The sequence below is a fragment of the Lysinibacillus sphaericus genome, assembly GCF_005217585.1.
Classification (GTDB): domain Bacteria; phylum Bacillota; class Bacilli; order Bacillales_A; family Planococcaceae; genus Lysinibacillus; species Lysinibacillus sphaericus.
This window is the reverse complement of the sequence record NZ_SZPT01000001.1, coordinates 615460-631338: the sequence shown is the minus strand read 5'-3', so window position 1 is coordinate 631338 and position 15879 is coordinate 615460. Positions and strand designations below refer to the sequence as shown.

At 35.2% G+C, this 15879-nt stretch carries 14 protein-coding genes; all 14 read right to left on the bottom strand.

Translation table 11 applies throughout. The features are described from left to right. Window positions 1-12: 12 nt before the first annotated feature. The 14 genes from FC748_RS03090 to FC748_RS03025 all read right to left on the bottom strand — a co-directional run bounded on the left by FC748_RS03090 (window position 13) and on the right by FC748_RS03025 (window position 15827). A complete protein-coding gene (locus tag FC748_RS03090) occupies window positions 13-1143 on the bottom strand; it encodes a pentapeptide repeat-containing protein (RefSeq protein ID WP_025219962.1) in 1131 nt (376 codons plus the stop codon). Window positions 1144-1175: 32 nt separating this feature from the next. Then, window positions 1176-2600 (bottom strand): hypothetical protein, encoded by a 1425-nt coding sequence (locus FC748_RS03085; protein ID WP_025219963.1) that lies wholly within the window; start codon window positions 2598-2600, stop codon window positions 1176-1178. Then, entirely contained in the window at window positions 2597-3286 is a 690-nt protein-coding gene (locus FC748_RS03080; RefSeq protein ID WP_227665358.1) for a hypothetical protein, read from the bottom strand. Before FC748_RS03080 ends, FC748_RS03085 begins: the two co-directional genes overlap by 4 nt. A gap of 48 nt (window positions 3287-3334) precedes the next feature. Continuing rightward, on the bottom strand, window positions 3335-4108 hold the full coding sequence (locus FC748_RS03075) for a hypothetical protein (RefSeq protein ID WP_025219965.1): 774 nt from the start codon (window positions 4106-4108) through the stop codon (window positions 3335-3337). 38 nt (window positions 4109-4146) lie between these two features. Then, on the bottom strand, window positions 4147-6735 hold the full coding sequence (locus FC748_RS03070) for an acetate and sugar kinases/Hsc70/actin family protein (protein ID WP_052599591.1): 2589 nt from the start codon (window positions 6733-6735) through the stop codon (window positions 4147-4149). 80 nt (window positions 6736-6815) lie between these two features. Continuing rightward, complete coding sequence (locus FC748_RS03065; RefSeq protein ID WP_108029754.1) at window positions 6816-7511, bottom strand: iron-dependent peroxidase; 696 nt, start codon at window positions 7509-7511, stop codon at window positions 6816-6818. Further along, window positions 7502-8773 (bottom strand): normocyte-binding protein, encoded by a 1272-nt coding sequence (locus FC748_RS03060; protein WP_167492619.1) that lies wholly within the window; start codon window positions 8771-8773, stop codon window positions 7502-7504. The genes FC748_RS03065 and FC748_RS03060 overlap by 10 nt, the downstream gene beginning before the upstream one ends. Window positions 8774-8809: 36 nt before the next feature. After that, entirely contained in the window at window positions 8810-10426 is a 1617-nt protein-coding gene (locus FC748_RS03055; protein WP_025219969.1) for a PP2C family protein-serine/threonine phosphatase, read from the bottom strand. Window positions 10427-10458: 32 nt separating this feature from the next. After that, on the bottom strand, window positions 10459-11298 hold the full coding sequence (locus tag FC748_RS03050; RefSeq protein WP_025219970.1) for a PP2C family protein-serine/threonine phosphatase: 840 nt from the start codon (window positions 11296-11298) through the stop codon (window positions 10459-10461). Between the two features lie 6 nt (window positions 11299-11304). Then, window positions 11305-11832: an FHA domain-containing protein gene (locus FC748_RS03045; protein ID WP_025219971.1), complete on the bottom strand. Its 528-nt coding sequence runs from the start codon at window positions 11830-11832 to the stop codon at window positions 11305-11307. 38 nt (window positions 11833-11870) lie between these two features. Beyond that, the gene (locus tag FC748_RS03040) at window positions 11871-12446 is read right to left on the bottom strand and encodes an FHA domain-containing protein (RefSeq protein WP_108029755.1); all 576 of its coding nucleotides are present in this window, start codon (window positions 12444-12446) and stop codon (window positions 11871-11873) included. Between the two features lie 30 nt (window positions 12447-12476). Next, window positions 12477-12911: a J domain-containing protein gene (locus FC748_RS03035; RefSeq protein WP_108029756.1), complete on the bottom strand. Its 435-nt coding sequence runs from the start codon at window positions 12909-12911 to the stop codon at window positions 12477-12479. A 91-nt stretch (window positions 12912-13002) separates the two neighbouring features. Next, window positions 13003-13428, bottom strand: coding sequence for a hypothetical protein (locus FC748_RS03030; RefSeq protein WP_025219974.1), 426 nt, complete (start codon window positions 13426-13428; stop codon window positions 13003-13005). Between the two features lie 230 nt (window positions 13429-13658). Continuing rightward, window positions 13659-15827 (bottom strand): transcriptional regulator, encoded by a 2169-nt coding sequence (locus FC748_RS03025; protein WP_108029757.1) that lies wholly within the window; start codon window positions 15825-15827, stop codon window positions 13659-13661. Window positions 15828-15879: the final 52 nt, after the last annotated feature.

Here is a 15879-nt window from a genome sequence, read left to right as displayed (position 1 = left end):
TTTTCACCACATCTACTTCCAAATAACACTTGCTGTCTGAAATGCGTCTAGCTCTAAATATTCCCTTGCTTCCTTAGAAAATATAGCCTTTTCTAAATTAGCTCCTGCAAATTGTGTATCCTTTACATTCGCCCCTAAAAAGCAGGCTCCTCGTAAATTTGCTAGCTCAAAATTAGCGCCCTCTAAATTAGCATCTGTAAAGCGGACAGGTAAATAGCCTGGCATTTCCCACTTTTGACGATCTAAAAGACCACTTGCCCCTTGAACCTGTTGAAAATTTGCACCTTGTAATTGACTATTGCTAAAATCTACCTCATGAATCATGCTAAAGCTCAGATCAGTACCTACTAGCTGGCTATCCCGAAAATTAGCGCCAATCAGAAGAGAATCACGCATATGGCAGTGTGTTAAATTTGCCTTCTGGAAAAATGCATAACGAATATCTATGCCATTATAGTGTCCATTCGCTAAGTTCAAACGGCTAAATACTTCAAATGGGTATTCATTCTCTAAGTTTTCTTCTAACCATGCTTTTATTTCTTCATTATCCTTCATTGCGAAATCTTCGCTATACACTACTTCATTAATATCCATAAACTCACCTATACGTATTTCGACAGCTACATCCCGCTCCAGTGCCATATATTCTGGACATCTTACAATGCCAGGCAGCGCATATCTAGCAAGGCTCAAAATATATTGATGAAAATGATGGGCTTCCTGAAGTTTTATACGTTCAATATCTGCTTGGGTAATGGCACCCATGAAGGTTTTACTATATAAACTTAATTCTTGGATGTATTGCTCTAAAAAACGATGAGCCCAGCTAGCATCATACGTAGTTAAGAGTGGATGAAGATCAAAAAACCACTCTTCGTCAGTACCTTCTACTAGATAATCATGACGCCCTGCTAGCATCTCTGTACGTAGCATAGAAAACGTGATATGGGCAATGGGTCCTTTTTGATGAAGTGATTGCTGCTGTGCTAGCTCGACACATACTTTTTGAAAAGATTTTCTAAATTCCTCGGCAAGCTGTTCTTTGGAGGCTTGGAAATAATCCTCAAGCAGTAAGAGATATTTCAATCTTCTTTTTGCTACTTCTGTGTCATAAAAATGTTGTAAAACTCCCTGTGTCTGCATATAAAACTCCCTCCTTTTTCGAAAGAAACATTCTAATTTGCCTTTACTTCTTTCCCAAAAATTTGCACACTACCATTCATCGTTATTTTACTTTCTTTGCATTGTAAAGAAATTTCTTCCTCCGCAGACAAAAGAATCTTCTTACTAGTATTAACTGAAATATCTGCCTCAGAAATAAGTTTTATTTCTTTTTTACTAAATATTTCAATACCATTGCTTTCATTTAACCGAATAAAAATATCGCCATCCTGCGCTGTAATAACGATTTCTGTTGGACTCATCTTAATTTCTTTACCAAAGGCTGTGCGATAATATTTTGTTGAAGGATCATCAAGTTTGTTCGTAGCCGATGTATCTAAGTTTTTTCGTATAGAGCCACTAGAAATCCCTTCCTCCTCACGATGTGACGGGAAATAAACGTGAACAAAGTCATTGATTTCAGGCATACAATACCATCCACTATGTCCTTCAGCCGAATAACCTGTAGAATACAAAAACCAATGTGCCTTTGCCTTATCCTGCTTTTCATCTATCGCTAAATGCACTTTAATATGATCTTTTGCCACTTCTAACACTTTTCCTTCAAGCGACAATCCCGAGATGGCATAGTTAAAGATTTCACTTTTATTCATGCCATTTTTCGTCGAAAGCGTATAGCAATGTTTTAACAATCCATCCTTCATGGTTGTCAATGCTTCAGAAACATAAAGGGTTTGCTTGTTAAAGGTTACATAATCTCCTAGCTCCAGAACTTTATCGGTTTCCACCTCATAGTAGAGGAAATCATGCTCTCCCATGCCTTCATTGCCATTCTCTGTATATACTAGGTAGTCTGCTAGTTTTTTTCGGGTAGTATAATGATAATCTTCTAATTTGCCTTTTGCCCTGCCAGCAGGCACTCCAAAATGGAACTTCGGCTTATCAAAGGTTACAGCAGGAACTAGACCAGTCTGAAAGCGGGAAGCAAGCCTCTTTAAAAATTGCCAATCTGTTTCAAAGTATTGAAGGGTAAACTTCCCTAACTTTTCTCCCTTCGTCGCTTCATCTATAATATCTAGACCTGGATACGCGGGCTGTAGAAGTTTAAAGAGAGATGAATAGGTCATTTCCTTATCCTGATAAGAGCGATTTTTCTTTTTTATGTCTAGTTGATACGAATTAGATGCCGCCTCCACCTCAATATAATAAATGCCTCGAACGGAACTTACCTTGACATCTAAAATAACACCTTTAAAAAGTGGTGTAGGAACACCAAGATGATTAAGCTGATTAACCTCAATGGCAGATAACACCTCAGTCATTTCAACATAAGTATCTCTAACCTCTTCAGGCACAATACCAGTAAAACGTAGTGTCGCATGCTCATTCATTTTTTTGACAAGGGTAAGATCTTGAATACTAATAAGTTCAAAAGGTTGAATTTGTATATTATGATAAGCTGTCACTACCCCACTCATAATACTGTCCCTCCATTCCTACTAATTGAAGCAAATTGCAAGGATTCCATCATAGCTCTCGCAACTGGACGCCAAGTTTCTAGGTCATCCTCCATACAATTAAAGGTTCCGATAAGCGCTAATCCTTCGATAGAGGCAAAAAACATTAAATTAAAAATATCGCCATCAATAGCCGGTGTAATGATTTCTAAAAAGCCAACTGTCTTTTCATCAATCTTTATGACTTCTGTATCCAACCAATCTGCTGAAGGTTGCGCCTGTTCAAGAATATCAATCATATTTTCTTGGAAAGCAGCCACTCCATCTTCCTTTAATCGATGTGGAGTCAGATTGAAGGCAAGATTAATCGTGGAGGAATCATCTGTATAAATAAGGGTTGGTCTACGCTCTGATGGGTACTTTAATGCTGCTATTTCCTTAGACATCAAGAAAAAAAGATTCGGCATACGGATCGACATTTTGCCATCTAATAATGGCTGCTCCACCACCGATACCTTCTCATCATCAATCATTATGTAATCTTGATAGATGTTTACTTTAGGGAAGTCCTGTTCTTCCTGTTCAGCGTTTTGCTCCTCAGGCTCCTGTTCTTTTTTTAATGCTGCTTCTTTCTGAGCTAGCTCAAATTGCTCTTGCTCTCTCATTTCATTTCTAAGTGCAATAATCTTTTCATCTAAAAATTTCATCCCACTCACCTTCCGTTTCTTAAGCATTTTTCAATAACTAAAATACAGTTAGTCAACTATCATACGATTTGGTCGCCCTGAACTATGCCCTACTAAGCGACCACCGTTCTTTGATTCAGATAATATACGGTACAAATATTTATGAATTTGGTTATTTGAAAACGCTTGAAATTCTAACTCTAATCGATTGCAAATATACATTTCAATGACATCTCGCTGAACTCGTTCTTGATTCAAACACTCGAAAGCAAATGCAATATCATACACATTGGTTGGGCGATTTTTTAATAGTTCCTTTGCATAACGCTGTAAAACTTTTGGGTGATATGTGCTAGCTTGTATTCCCGCATACTGACAGTGGAGATAATTCACTGTATTGTATTCCGTAGCAAAATCTAAAAAATCATTTGGCTCGGATCGTAGGTTTGCTCCAACTTTTAATTTAAAGCGGGCTATTTCTAATTCATTGCTAGCAACATCCAGAGACTCATCAAGAAAAATAGTAGCTGTAAAATCCGTAAAATCTAATCTACTCACTTCTTCAGCAAATTTTATTTTTATAATGGTTTCTTTGCCTGTTGCCTTATATGGTAGTTCATAGCTACTATGCATCAAATAAAGCCTATTGTTATGTTTAACTATCCCTTTTGTAATATGGATAATTGTATCCGTTACAGTAATATGGGCACCTGCTATAATGCCATCTGAATAATCTTGAAAATATAAATCTAAAAATTCTCTTGGATAATCTCGCAAGTTCTCCAACATTTCCCTTTTTAAAATTCTACCTTTTTGAAAATGCGGAAATTGATTAGCAAACATCTGTCACTCACCTCGTTTATTTTTTGGCAGATGCCTACTTACTTTAATCCATCAAAGAAATCTAACTCAGATAAATCTGTTTCAAAGGCAAAGAATTCCTTGTTACCGATAAGTAGCTGCTCCTCTTTCCTAGCAACTGGTACTACATGGAAACCCCAATGATCCTCACTTGCAAAGACAAAGAATTTAACTTCCCCATTGACGATTGAATCTGTTTCATCCTGTGGAATTTTATCAAAATAATATGACGCGATACTCTCATAAAGCACAGGGACAAAATCCTCTTGTCGATTAATATAAGTATATTTATGTGCGGTATGATGATCGCTTCCCGTTAGGAAGAATTCAACCTCAGTCACTCCCCATGGACGGGAGATAGTTCCGTGAATTTGATTCAGCCTCTCTAGACTACTAATAAGTAGCTTCTCTTGACGATTATGCGTATATGCACTAACCGTATATGGTACAATAGGTGCATCATTTGTTACTTTTGTTTCAATCATGCCAATCTTTTTCGCATTTAAGTAGCGTAAGGCTCCTCTTAAACAGGCGAGTTTTAATTCTGCTACTTTTCCAACGTTTTCAGCTTTTTGCCTAAACTCAATGCTACGTCCTGGTACAAATTCCTTTAAAGCCTCTCGAAAAGCATCGATTTTACAGGATTGTCCTGTTAGTTTAATAATTGAATATTCACTAAGCATGCCACTTTCATAAAAGCTTTCTAAAAACTCACGCACAATATCATAAATATCCGCTTTAATAAGATGGTTTATTTCTTTAATATTGAAATAAACATTTGGATAGTCATAAACATCTTTAAATTGTTGATTTTCTAATAAAGATAAACACCAACGATCTACCGTTGTGATATTTAAATCACTCTCTTGCTGTATTTCGCTGTCTGAGTAAAAACGGCTTCTTAGAATACCTGTTTTTCGGAAAAATTCTTTCTTCATTTCTTCTGCCATTTCCCATAGGAAATAATGATTATTACGCACTCTTAGATATTCATCTCGTGTACGATTTTCATATTCTTTAAAACGTGTAGGGATAATAGACTCAGCATCCTTAAACGCCTTTTCAAATTGCTGGTAAACCGCTTCGACGCCATAATCATCAACATATCGATAAATGTCTTTTCCTGGGATATCAATTAACGTATCAATGTCATAAGCATTTTTCCCACGACTATAATAATTCGCAAAGACAATTTTCATAAATTGAAAAATTCGATATGTAATATTATTACCGCCAAAATTGGTATCCCCATTTTCATAGGTTGTATGAATATCAATTTTGTAGGAAATATGTCCGTCCTCTATGCGAAACTTACAAGAGGAAAGGTCTGTTGTTCCCCCACCACAATCGATTACCAAAGCCTTATATTCCTTACCATCCATAAAACTCTGATTCTCAATCTGATTGGCTATTGTATTATAAAGTACTGCCATTCCTTCATCGAGAGAATGCTCAATTTCAATTTGATATTCAGGTAAAATTGCTTGAAACATTTCTAAAAATTGCGTTTTCAGCTTCACTGGACTTGAAATATGTAAATGTTTGAATTGACATTTAAATTGATGCTCAGCCATGTGAATGATATAGAGTAAAAATTCTCTTAGGATTTGACTACGTGGAATAACGGCAGTATTCCCATTTGCATCCATTATTTCTTCTAATTTTGAATAATTACTCACCCAACGTTTGATGCCCTGAAATTTCGTGGCTAATGATGTATAGCTATTTTTTTTCATCACCTTCAAAGCTTCATAGCCAAAATGATAACTTACATGATCAACGCTCGAGCAATCTGCCACTGCAACCACTGTCGGAACGACTTCAATCCATTCATTTTGGTGAAGAGTGTCTGGGAATTGAACAAAATTGATGTTATTGAGTTCAATTCGCTTGTTTAACAGGTCATGACTACAAGGAGATGAGACATAATCACTATCCAAAAATACGCCAGCTGTTGTATTGGTTGTCCCAAAATCAATGGCAAGAATGGCATTGGTTGTCTCTAACTGTTTCATCTCTAAATCCTGTATTGGCACTTTGTAGTAATTTAGGTTTGTTGGTGGGAGCGGCGTTTCCTGATAATATGTTTTATAGATATACTCAGAATCTTGCTTTCGCAAAAAAATAAAGCTATAGTTCTTGTTCTTCGTCTCGCGTATTCCTAGCGCTTGATCTGCCACTAGGTAATAGCAATTTGCTTTTTCATCGTCTTTTACAATATTTAAAATACCACATAATTCCATATGTTCATTTACTAGCATCACATTGGATTCTACAAGATAGCCTCCTGATTCAATAAGGTATTGATCTGGTTTATCGATTTTCATCCCTTTATAAAGATTCATTTTGGCAGGTATTTTAATATCACCATTATCAGAAAGTGGTGTTTTTAAATATTTTTGTAACGCCTCTTCGACTCTTTCAAAGCCTCCATCTTGTTTTTCTTTAATTAAAAGATGCTCTTCTGCTCCACGATATCTTAAAATCTTCTCAATTAGTTCGTCCCTTGTCAGCGTATTAATTAAGCCTGTTATGAGCTTTTCTTTATAACAAATATTTCTAAGTTGAAAAGTGGTCATCTCCATTAACTCTACACGTGTATAGGTCATATATTTCTTTTCTGTATAACGCTTATTCGCATAAAGCTTATATGAATATTTAGTCGTCAACTTATACCCCTCCTCACTTTTTAATAAAGAGCTATTCGATCTAGCTTCATGGTTTCCTCTACGTCAATAATGCCAAAATGGTACTGCCAGTAGACTTCCATATGGAAGCCAATAGGTAAAAATATTTCTTGGATTAGCTGGACTTTATTAATATTTTCTGTTGTCTTTTTTTGATGGATGTAAAGAAGTAACTCATCTTTTTCCTCGGATTTCACATAGATAAAACAATTTCTAAATATATTTTTCAGCGTGTCCTTTATTAAATATAATTCTTCTCCAGTTTGATAGAGTCTGAGCATATTAAGTGCAATAATCTCTTGTTCTTTTTTTGAAAAAGACTTGATTTTATCGCGAACCAGTTCTCCAAATACATTTTCCTCAATGTCTCTGAGCATAAAGCGAATATAATATTCCTTTTTATTTAAACCTTGCATACGATCAATCTCAGCTAAAAAATGCAGTGTAATATCTAATAAAGAGTCCCTAAAAGCCTCATCCGTTGTATGATCAGGTTGAAAGAGTTCTTTAAAAATTTGAAAATAACGATAATAGGGGTTTACTTCCACATGTTGCTCTACTGCCTGCGAATTTAGTAGTTGTGGACTAAGCTCCATATAAGGTGAATAGATTTTGGCAAGATGAAAGTAAATATCCTTTGTTAAAAAGCCCTCTTCTTCGGCTTGTATAAGTAAGTCCCAAATATAATTCATAACCATTTCCCTACACATTTATATTCAGTGAAATATCTTTGAACTTCAGCAAGAAGAAAACCCAAGACATCATTCGTAATAAAATCTTTATCTTGTTTTGATAGGAATTGTAATAGCATCGTCTTCTTGTGACTAGCGTCTTCTGTTGGGTCCTTTAAAAATGGATACACAAAGTTTCGATTTTCTACTTGCCCTTCCAAAATATCTATTCTCAAAAGTTCAAGATTGTCTGCTACCTCAAAGGAGTTAATCAATCGAATGATTTCTCCCTTTGTTGATATATTTACATTATATTTACTAGAAAGCTTGTGCATAAAATGCTCATTTCGTCGATTAGAGACGAGTTCGTAAGTTAAATTACCTACTTGGTCTTTTTCAACTTTTGCAATTTTAAGAAGTTGCCATACGCCTGACTGATCCTGAGGTGAAACAATCGTTAATTCACTATCTGAACGCTTTATATATCGAATATTGTCTTCTTCCGTATCAATAAGATAACCATGTTGTGTACCCGTTTTTCGTAACGATAAGACATGTTCATAATTTATTCGATCGATGGCTGGAAACGGAAAACCGCTATTCTTAACCTCGTGACGTTGAAGATTCCAAAGCGGAACCATATTTAATCGTTTTTGTTGCTCATATTCCTCTAAATCAATCGTCACCTCGAATATTTCTACATCCTCATTTAATGTAGGACAACCAATAAGTTTTACATCAACAAACTTATTCACAAATGGATGGTTGATTGTTTTCCAAGGTAGACCATTGATTTGAAAGATTGAATATAGGTCTTTAATTTTTTGCACATAACGATTATTTTGAGTAAGACGCAGCTTTATTTCAACCAATCCATGCGATGTCACAAGATGACCATTGAAAATTCTTCGCTGCGCAAGTAAATGTTGGATTTCGATAGAATCACACTCTAAAAATAATGTCATAAGCGTAGCCAGTTCATTATTTTTAATGGATTCAAGTAGATGCTCAATGTTTAAATTAGTATCTTCTAAATCTGTCGGACATATTGGAAACAAACAATCATGAATGGGATCAACATCTTCTCGTGCACTAAGGGTTGTGTAAATGTCGTATCTATTTTCATGATCATCGATTTCATTAAAAATACGTTCTTCAAGCTTTTTGTTCATCTCTTCTTGATAATCAATTAGATTTACAAAAACGCCACTTACAATATCTTTTAGTAATTGACGTTGCTCTAAATTTTCAATTTTTTTTAAACGTTCAAACATGAGTTCTTTTAACATTTTACTTTCCTTCTTTCCTTACTCAGGATTTGAATGCTAACTGGCACTGGCATCAGTTGCCTCATCAATCGGCGGCTCAGCTTCATCAGGTAATGCATTGTCTGCTGCTTGACCCTGTGGTACGGGATTTAGCTTATCATTTGCATTCATAATTTTTCTCTCTAGCCCAAGAACTTTTGCCAGTAACTCCGTTTCTTGATAAATCTCCTGCGCAAGAGTATAGGATTCTATCGCTTTAGCGTATTCCTGACGGGCATAGCTCTGATCTCCGGCCTTTTCCAACCCTTCTGCTTGCAATTCTTTTTGGGCCTTTTTCAATTCATTGATTTTTTCTTCTGTTTCTTCAATTTTTGTTTTAATTTGTGCCTCTCCAGTAAAAGAAATGGCAAGTGCTTTTTTTCTAGCTTTTTCGTAAATTGCTAAAGCCCCATTGTAATCCTCTGCCTCAAAACGAAAATCTCCGTCTTTTATAGCATCAACAATCTCCACAACGGAGTCCATATTTGTAATTCTTTGCTCTACTTCTTCTTTACCAAACCCTTTAATGAGTTTGCCCTCTTTTTTAGCTTTTTCATACTGTTCCAATGCCTCTGTAAATTGCCCTGCCTCTGCAGATTTATCGCCATTGATGATTAGTTGAGTCACCCTTAACTTTTTAGCTAGTATATTTCTATGTATTGGATCTTTTATTTTTTTTGCCGCATTTCTTCCCTCGCTATATTCAAGTAATGCTTCATCGTAATTTCCATCTTGAAAGTAAAGATTTCCACTCTTTTCATGGTCCTTCATCTCAACAGTTAACTCTGCTATTTTTTTCGCTTGTTTTACTTGATAAAAAATTGTGCCGCCACTTACAATCAATGCTAAAACTAATGCAACAGCAATCATTTTTATATACTTCATTTTATTTTTGTTCGTTTCTTGATACACTTTGTTCACAAATATGGCAGCAACCGTATAATTTGCTACAACTTTTCTTTGTCTACTCAACAATATTTCTTCCAATAAATCTGTATATTGTTCGGAATCTTTGACACCTTCCAGCGCGTCAGCCATCTCAATCTCACTAACGTCTTCCCAAAAGCCAGCTGTACAAAGTAGTAGGACATCTCCATCTATAAGCTTCATTTTTTTAGATACAAAGGGCTGAAATTTGTTTGGCTTGCCTAGATAGTTCAACAAATTTCCTCTTTCTTCATGCTGGCTAATATCTAATGAACGGTGCTGAATGTCTACTATTTCCTGTGCTAAACTTTGGTCAGTACTTTTATAGGTTAATGTGCCGTTCCGAAAGTGATACAGTCGCGAATTACCTGCTATTCCAACAATCATTTTTGAGTAATCGGAAACGACTATGACAATACTTGCCTTCAATCTTACTCGTAAGCTTTGCGCTTGTAGTATATTTTGAGCATGTTTAAGATATTTATTGATTGCTCTTCTAGACATAGCTGGCTTTTCCATAAATTTTTCTAAAATAGATTTTACGGCTAACTCTGCACTACTAATTTCCTGATCTGCATCCAAGCCCTTTACAGCTACCCAACAAGCTACATCGTCAAGTTCTGTGTAGGCAAAATAATCTTTATTTTGCAGAAAGGACCCTGCTTCAGATAAAAAGCTAGTTTTAAAGTCGCAATTTTCCTTTCTCATAAGTCTCCTCCTTCTCTATTCCCTATCCCACTTCACCAAGATTTTTCTAAAATCACGATTGTCGCATTATCTTGATTTTTTAAGCGTTTTTGTTCAACGGCTTTTATTATGCTTTGTGCTAAATCATAGGGTGGAGCATGCTGAGAAAGAATTTTTTCCATTTCAACTTCCGTTAAAGCATCATAGATTCCATCACTAAAAAGGCATACCTTATCTCCTCTATTTAGCTGAATCGGATTATTTCCAGTGTCTAGATTTTTAAATCCTTCATATCCTAAATAATTTACTAATCTCTTTTTTAGTGGATTTTCTTGAACTTCAAGTTGTGAAATTTCACCGGCTATATATCGTTCCGTTAAAACGGATTCAAAAATATGTTTTTGGTTAATCGCCAAAAACTCACCGTTTCTAAAGATTGTAAGAACACTATCTCCTACTGCTCCCCAATGAAGATAGCCTTCGCTATCAATAATGGCTGTCACTAATGTTGTGCCTCCATTTGAACCATTTAAGTTTTCTACAATCATATGATTACTTGCTCTAGCAGCTTCCTTAAAAAAGTTTTGTAGATTACTTAGGCTACTAAGCTTTTTAAATTCTTCTATGAAAGTTGTCACTGCGATAGTGCTTGCCATACGACCATTAGCTAAACCACTAATGCCATCTGCAAGCACCGCGATTGTGCCATTTGTCGTTTCAGCAGTTGAGAAATAATCATCCTGTTCATCACGTCTGCCAATCGTTTGACCATTCCCAATATAAATTTTTCCTTTATCCATTTTTCGGGAAAGTACTCCCCTTATTAGGAGTAACACGATGAGTACAATAATAAAAATTAATGTAATTATGTAAGATAATAACTTTTGATCCATATGTCATCATTCCTCACTTTGATTGTTTTCCCATTCAAAGTGAACACCACAAAGTGGAATAAATAAAAAGATACTTCTCCCTAGCTGTATCACATCATAGGCTGCTAATTCAGTTGGTGTATATACTGCCTCATTATTCAGATAAGCTAATCCCGATGCATCTCCTGGCAATAGATAAAAATTACGTTTTTTAGGATCATATACTATAACTGCATGATTACGTTTAGAGATTGAATTATCCCCAGCAATACGGATATGCATATCTTCCGCTCTACCTATAAAATTCTTTTCAGATAGAATACGGTAATCTCTACCCATTTGCGGTCCTTCAATACAAACCAGCCATCCTGTTACAGGATCTATTCCATCCATTTCTCCTAAGTAGGGCAATGTTTTATCATCAGCTTCGACTACAGGTGAGGATGGGCTATTTTGTCTTTGCTCCTGTTCTACCATCACGTTACAGTAAGGACAAATATTACGATGTCTCCTCGAACTAAACATGTGACCATTTGTACATCTAATCAAACTCATTTCGATATCCCCCATCTATGTTACGAATCTTTTTCTCTCTATTTGACCAAAATTCGTGTATTCGCTATGTATATTGTGTCTCCATTACCTAATGAGTAAGGAATCTCGTGTTTTAATCTTTTTTTCACACGTTTATTAGCTTTTTTTAAGCCAACACCATTAACTGAATCTATATCCTCTAAATACCAAATGCCAGCTACACAATTAAGGACAGCATGTTCATAATTCACAAGAGATTCATACTCTGTTCCGCTTAGATCAATATCTGCCTTGCATTCAGCTGAACTTTTTCCAATAAGTAATGAAACTTGATCACCAAGTTCCCATTCATCTATTTCTGCTCCACGTTCATTAAGTAAAACAAGCTTAGAGATATCCTTGTTAGCCATCACTTGGGTAATTGCATTTGCTTCGTATTTAAGGGAGGCGTAGATAATGACAAGTATGACCAATACCGTCCCAATAACAAATTTTAAAAGGACATCCTGATTCATTACAAAAACATATAAAATGAAAAAGAAGGCGATTGTGATAATGATGATATCAATAATTTTTACAAACATTTTTTCCCTTGTATTTCCACCGTAATCTTCAGTTGCAAATGGTTCTTTCATTTAATCACGCTCCTTTCTTTTTACCATGACTTATTTTTTGAAAAAACTTTCGAATAAATCCGTTGTATCTAATGGATTTTTCTTAGATTTTTTATTCAGAGTTGAGGACATCTCCTTCGTTTTTGGATTAAAGCCAAAGAAATGTTCAAAGTTTCTTTCAAGGTTATTCATATTAAAATCTGGCTTTTTCTCTGTAGACTGATGTCCATTTGAATGCTTTTCGTTTTTCTGTCCATTTTGCCAGCTATCCCCTGCGCTATCTAAACGGCTATCGTAAGCCTCTTTTAACGTTGGATCTTTCAGCACCTTATATGCATCTTGAACCTCTAAAAAAATTTTCTCTGATTCTGGATTTCCACCACTCACATCAGGGTGATGTTTTTTAGAGAGCTTTCGATAGGCTAATTTTATTTGTTCTTGTGTGGCATTTCGGTTTATTCCTAATGTTTCATAATGCGTTTTCATGTTTTCAACCCCAATTTAGGATTATTAAAAATAATCTAAGGAACTATAAAAGTTCCTTAGATAATTAGTAGTGTCTTATCATGCTGCAATCTTAGACAGCGTAGCCACCCTCGATTTTTGCCAAATCTGTTTTGTCTTTCTTTTGCTTAATAAATAAGTAGAACTCACCAATACCCTCTGTGTCACCATATCTTTCTGAGTAATCTACTACGAAAGCATTTGGGAAATGAATTTTTCTTACTACTTGATCAGCTGAGATAACCTCTAATGTTACTTTACGGTAACAATCAGCTTTTTCAGCTGGTACTAATGACCATAATCCTAATTTCATTGTATCGTCAGAATTATCACCATCAGTGGCAGTTAAAATTTTGCCCTTTACTTTTAAAGTTGCCCCAACATCTGTAGAGCGTGCGTTAGAATCATTCGGAGTATCTGTCTCATATTCGACAGTCATGATGCTTTCTAACCCTAATTCAATTGCTTCTGATCCTTCTACTTTTAATACAAAACCCATTTTTTAGTACCTCCTAAATTTTATTGAATCGTACTTCCAATTGTTCTAATGAAATAAATTTGATACCGCTTTGCATTTCACAGTGCCATGTTTCATATCGAACTGTGAAATATGTAATATTTTTTGTCATTAGCAATTAGTCGTTCGATTCGTATATATGTTAAAAGATTTACAAAAAGTAAATCTTAAACATCCGACTGAAATAATTTAAAATTGAGAAAATGAAATTGTTAGGCTTTAACAGCACTTGTCCCTTTAGTAATCATGACTTCAAGATTCTTCACATTACCGTTAAATACAAGGTCGATTTGACATAAGCTTGTTTTCTCATCGATGATGTAGCCAATATCATCTCCATCATGAATGATCGAGTTTACATAGCCTTTATCATTTAGCCACTTACTTTTTTGACTACTTGGATTATTACTAAAGAAGCGAACGATATTCTCATGCTTAAAGTCACCTGATTGGAATCGTAGAATTCTTTCAATATACGTACTAACTTGTGTTTTGTAGATTGAATCGAATCCATCTTCTTCCATCGCCAAGCTTCTAGCTTTATATACTGTAATACGTTTAATATCTTTATCCTGTAATTGTGCATTTTCAGATGAGAATACAAATCCAAAGCTTCTGCTATTAATCGCATCTTTAATATTATTTGTAAATCCAGAAATTTCTTTCGCCATCGTAGTCACAGCACGTAATGAGTTGTCACCTGCTTCAATGTCAAAACGAACCCCCGGATAATTTCTCTTCACATTTCTAAATGATTCTTTTAAATACTCTGGACATTGATAAGCGGACACAATCCCTGCTGCTACATAGCTTGCGCCTACATATACACCCTCGATCCATAGCTTTAAAACATCTTCCTTTTCCTTCGATAAACGAGCGCCATTTTCGGTAGTATGCATTCTCGTATCAATCACAACACCTGATTTATCTTTTGGAATAATCGTAAAGTTTGGTAAGCATGGTATCGCGAATTCACTATAATCTTTTCTGACAAGAACGGAGCATTTATCGATTAAACGATCAATCCCAGCAGTGGCAATTCCGTTGAAGGTAGTTTCTTCCTCAGCCATAAAGTTAAAGAAAATTTGAATCTTATAATCTTTTACTGTATCTAAAAGGATTGATAAGGATTCCATTGTGTTGCCCTCTTGCTTTGTAACCTTTTCATTCCCTTTGAACCTTGATCGGCTAACTTTCATTTTTCCAGCAGATTCTAGTTCTAAAGCAGGTACAATACCGTACCATACTGTATCTGTGAAATCATTTTTAGCGTTAACGGTATTTAAATACGTGCGTAATCTTGGTAGGTTATTACTTTTCACAAGCATATCAAGCTTTGTATTGGTAACTAGTAATGACGGCTGCATACCTTTATTTTTCGTCGCATATTGATCGAAGTACATTTTGACACCTAATAGCTTTTCAACTAAAGGCTTCACTGTTTTTACAAATTCATCCTTAGCATCCTTATAGAATTCAAGGTAAGTATTGTAATTTTGAACTTCTGTTTCAACATCGAATTCAGCTTTTACAGCTGGTAGAGGCGAGAATGTTCTTACAACTAAATCTTTCACATAGGAAGATGGCGATTCTGTAATGGCTTCATAGTCTTCTTCAAAAACAGTACTCAAACCGTAATTACTATTTTCTTCAATAACCATTAAATCAGAACTATTTGATTGAGGTGCCTCAATAATTTTCAACTCACCATTATCACCAATAGAAAGTGTACCTATTTGTAATTTTTCTGACTCATCTTCATCTTGACTAGCACCTAATAATAATCTTGTTTTAATATCTTCAATTGCTAGAGGTAACATCGCCATTACATTGTTGTAGTTTCTACTAGCTACTTCAAACATAAGGTTTAGTTTGTCACCAGTATCTAATTTTTTCGGATCTCCCTCATCTAGCTTGTCATACTCACCGTACAGGTAATGAATTTCCTTACGAACTTGACGAATATCATCCATGACTTTTTTAGGAGAAATCATATCTAGCAAATTTTCAAATTTAAAATCTACATTCGTGATACCCTGACTTCTTTTAGTATCAATCAACGTAAATAACATCTTTAAAAAATCATTATTTTGGTCAATTGCTATTTCAGAAATACAATCATCTTGAATTCCTTCAGGTTTTTTTAAGGTATACATAACCTTTTGATTGGCCGCATTATAAAATGAATAAACAGTAGGAGAAAATTTATCTAAAAATTCGTCGAAACTTTTTACAAGAAGATGTTGATTAATTTCCTTAATCTTTTCATCACTTAGACTGTCGATTCCTTTTACATCTCCAACAAGCGTAATTAAATCTAATTTCTCTGGGTTTATTTCTTCAAAGAGCATAGTTCTGTTTGTTTGACTAATAATCTCCATTCATTTGGCTGTACATTACTACAGCCATCCCTCCTTTAGATAACGAATTTCG

What these genes read in the sequence shown, in the direction of transcription:
- FC748_RS03090 (WP_025219962.1), bottom strand. Translation starts at nt 1,143, where the DNA reads ATGCAGACACAGGGAGTTTTACAACATTTTTATGACACAGAAGTAGCA.
- FC748_RS03085 (WP_025219963.1), bottom strand. Translation starts at nt 2,600, where the DNA reads ATGAGTGGGGTAGTGACAGCTTATCATAATATACAAATTCAACCTTTT.
- FC748_RS03080 (WP_227665358.1), bottom strand. Translation starts at nt 3,286, where the DNA reads ATGAAATTTTTAGATGAAAAGATTATTGCACTTAGAAATGAAATGAGA.
- FC748_RS03075 (WP_025219965.1), bottom strand. Translation starts at nt 4,108, where the DNA reads ATGTTTGCTAATCAATTTCCGCATTTTCAAAAAGGTAGAATTTTAAAA.
- FC748_RS03070 (WP_052599591.1), bottom strand. Translation starts at nt 6,735, where the DNA reads ATGACCTATACACGTGTAGAGTTAATGGAGATGACCACTTTTCAACTT.
- FC748_RS03065 (WP_108029754.1), bottom strand. Translation starts at nt 7,511, where the DNA reads ATGGTTATGAATTATATTTGGGACTTACTTATACAAGCCGAAGAAGAG.
- FC748_RS03060 (WP_167492619.1), bottom strand. Translation starts at nt 8,773, where the DNA reads ATGTTAAAAGAACTCATGTTTGAACGTTTAAAAAAAATTGAAAATTTA.
- FC748_RS03055 (WP_025219969.1), bottom strand. Translation starts at nt 10,426, where the DNA reads ATGAGAAAGGAAAATTGCGACTTTAAAACTAGCTTTTTATCTGAAGCA.
- FC748_RS03050 (WP_025219970.1), bottom strand. Translation starts at nt 11,298, where the DNA reads ATGGATCAAAAGTTATTATCTTACATAATTACATTAATTTTTATTATT.
- FC748_RS03045 (WP_025219971.1), bottom strand. Translation starts at nt 11,832, where the DNA reads ATGAGTTTGATTAGATGTACAAATGGTCACATGTTTAGTTCGAGGAGA.
- FC748_RS03040 (WP_108029755.1), bottom strand. Translation starts at nt 12,446, where the DNA reads ATGAAAGAACCATTTGCAACTGAAGATTACGGTGGAAATACAAGGGAA.
- FC748_RS03035 (WP_108029756.1), bottom strand. Translation starts at nt 12,911, where the DNA reads ATGAAAACGCATTATGAAACATTAGGAATAAACCGAAATGCCACACAA.
- FC748_RS03030 (WP_025219974.1), bottom strand. Translation starts at nt 13,428, where the DNA reads ATGGGTTTTGTATTAAAAGTAGAAGGATCAGAAGCAATTGAATTAGGG.
- FC748_RS03025 (WP_108029757.1), bottom strand. Translation starts at nt 15,827, where the DNA reads ATGGAGATTATTAGTCAAACAAACAGAACTATGCTCTTTGAAGAAATA.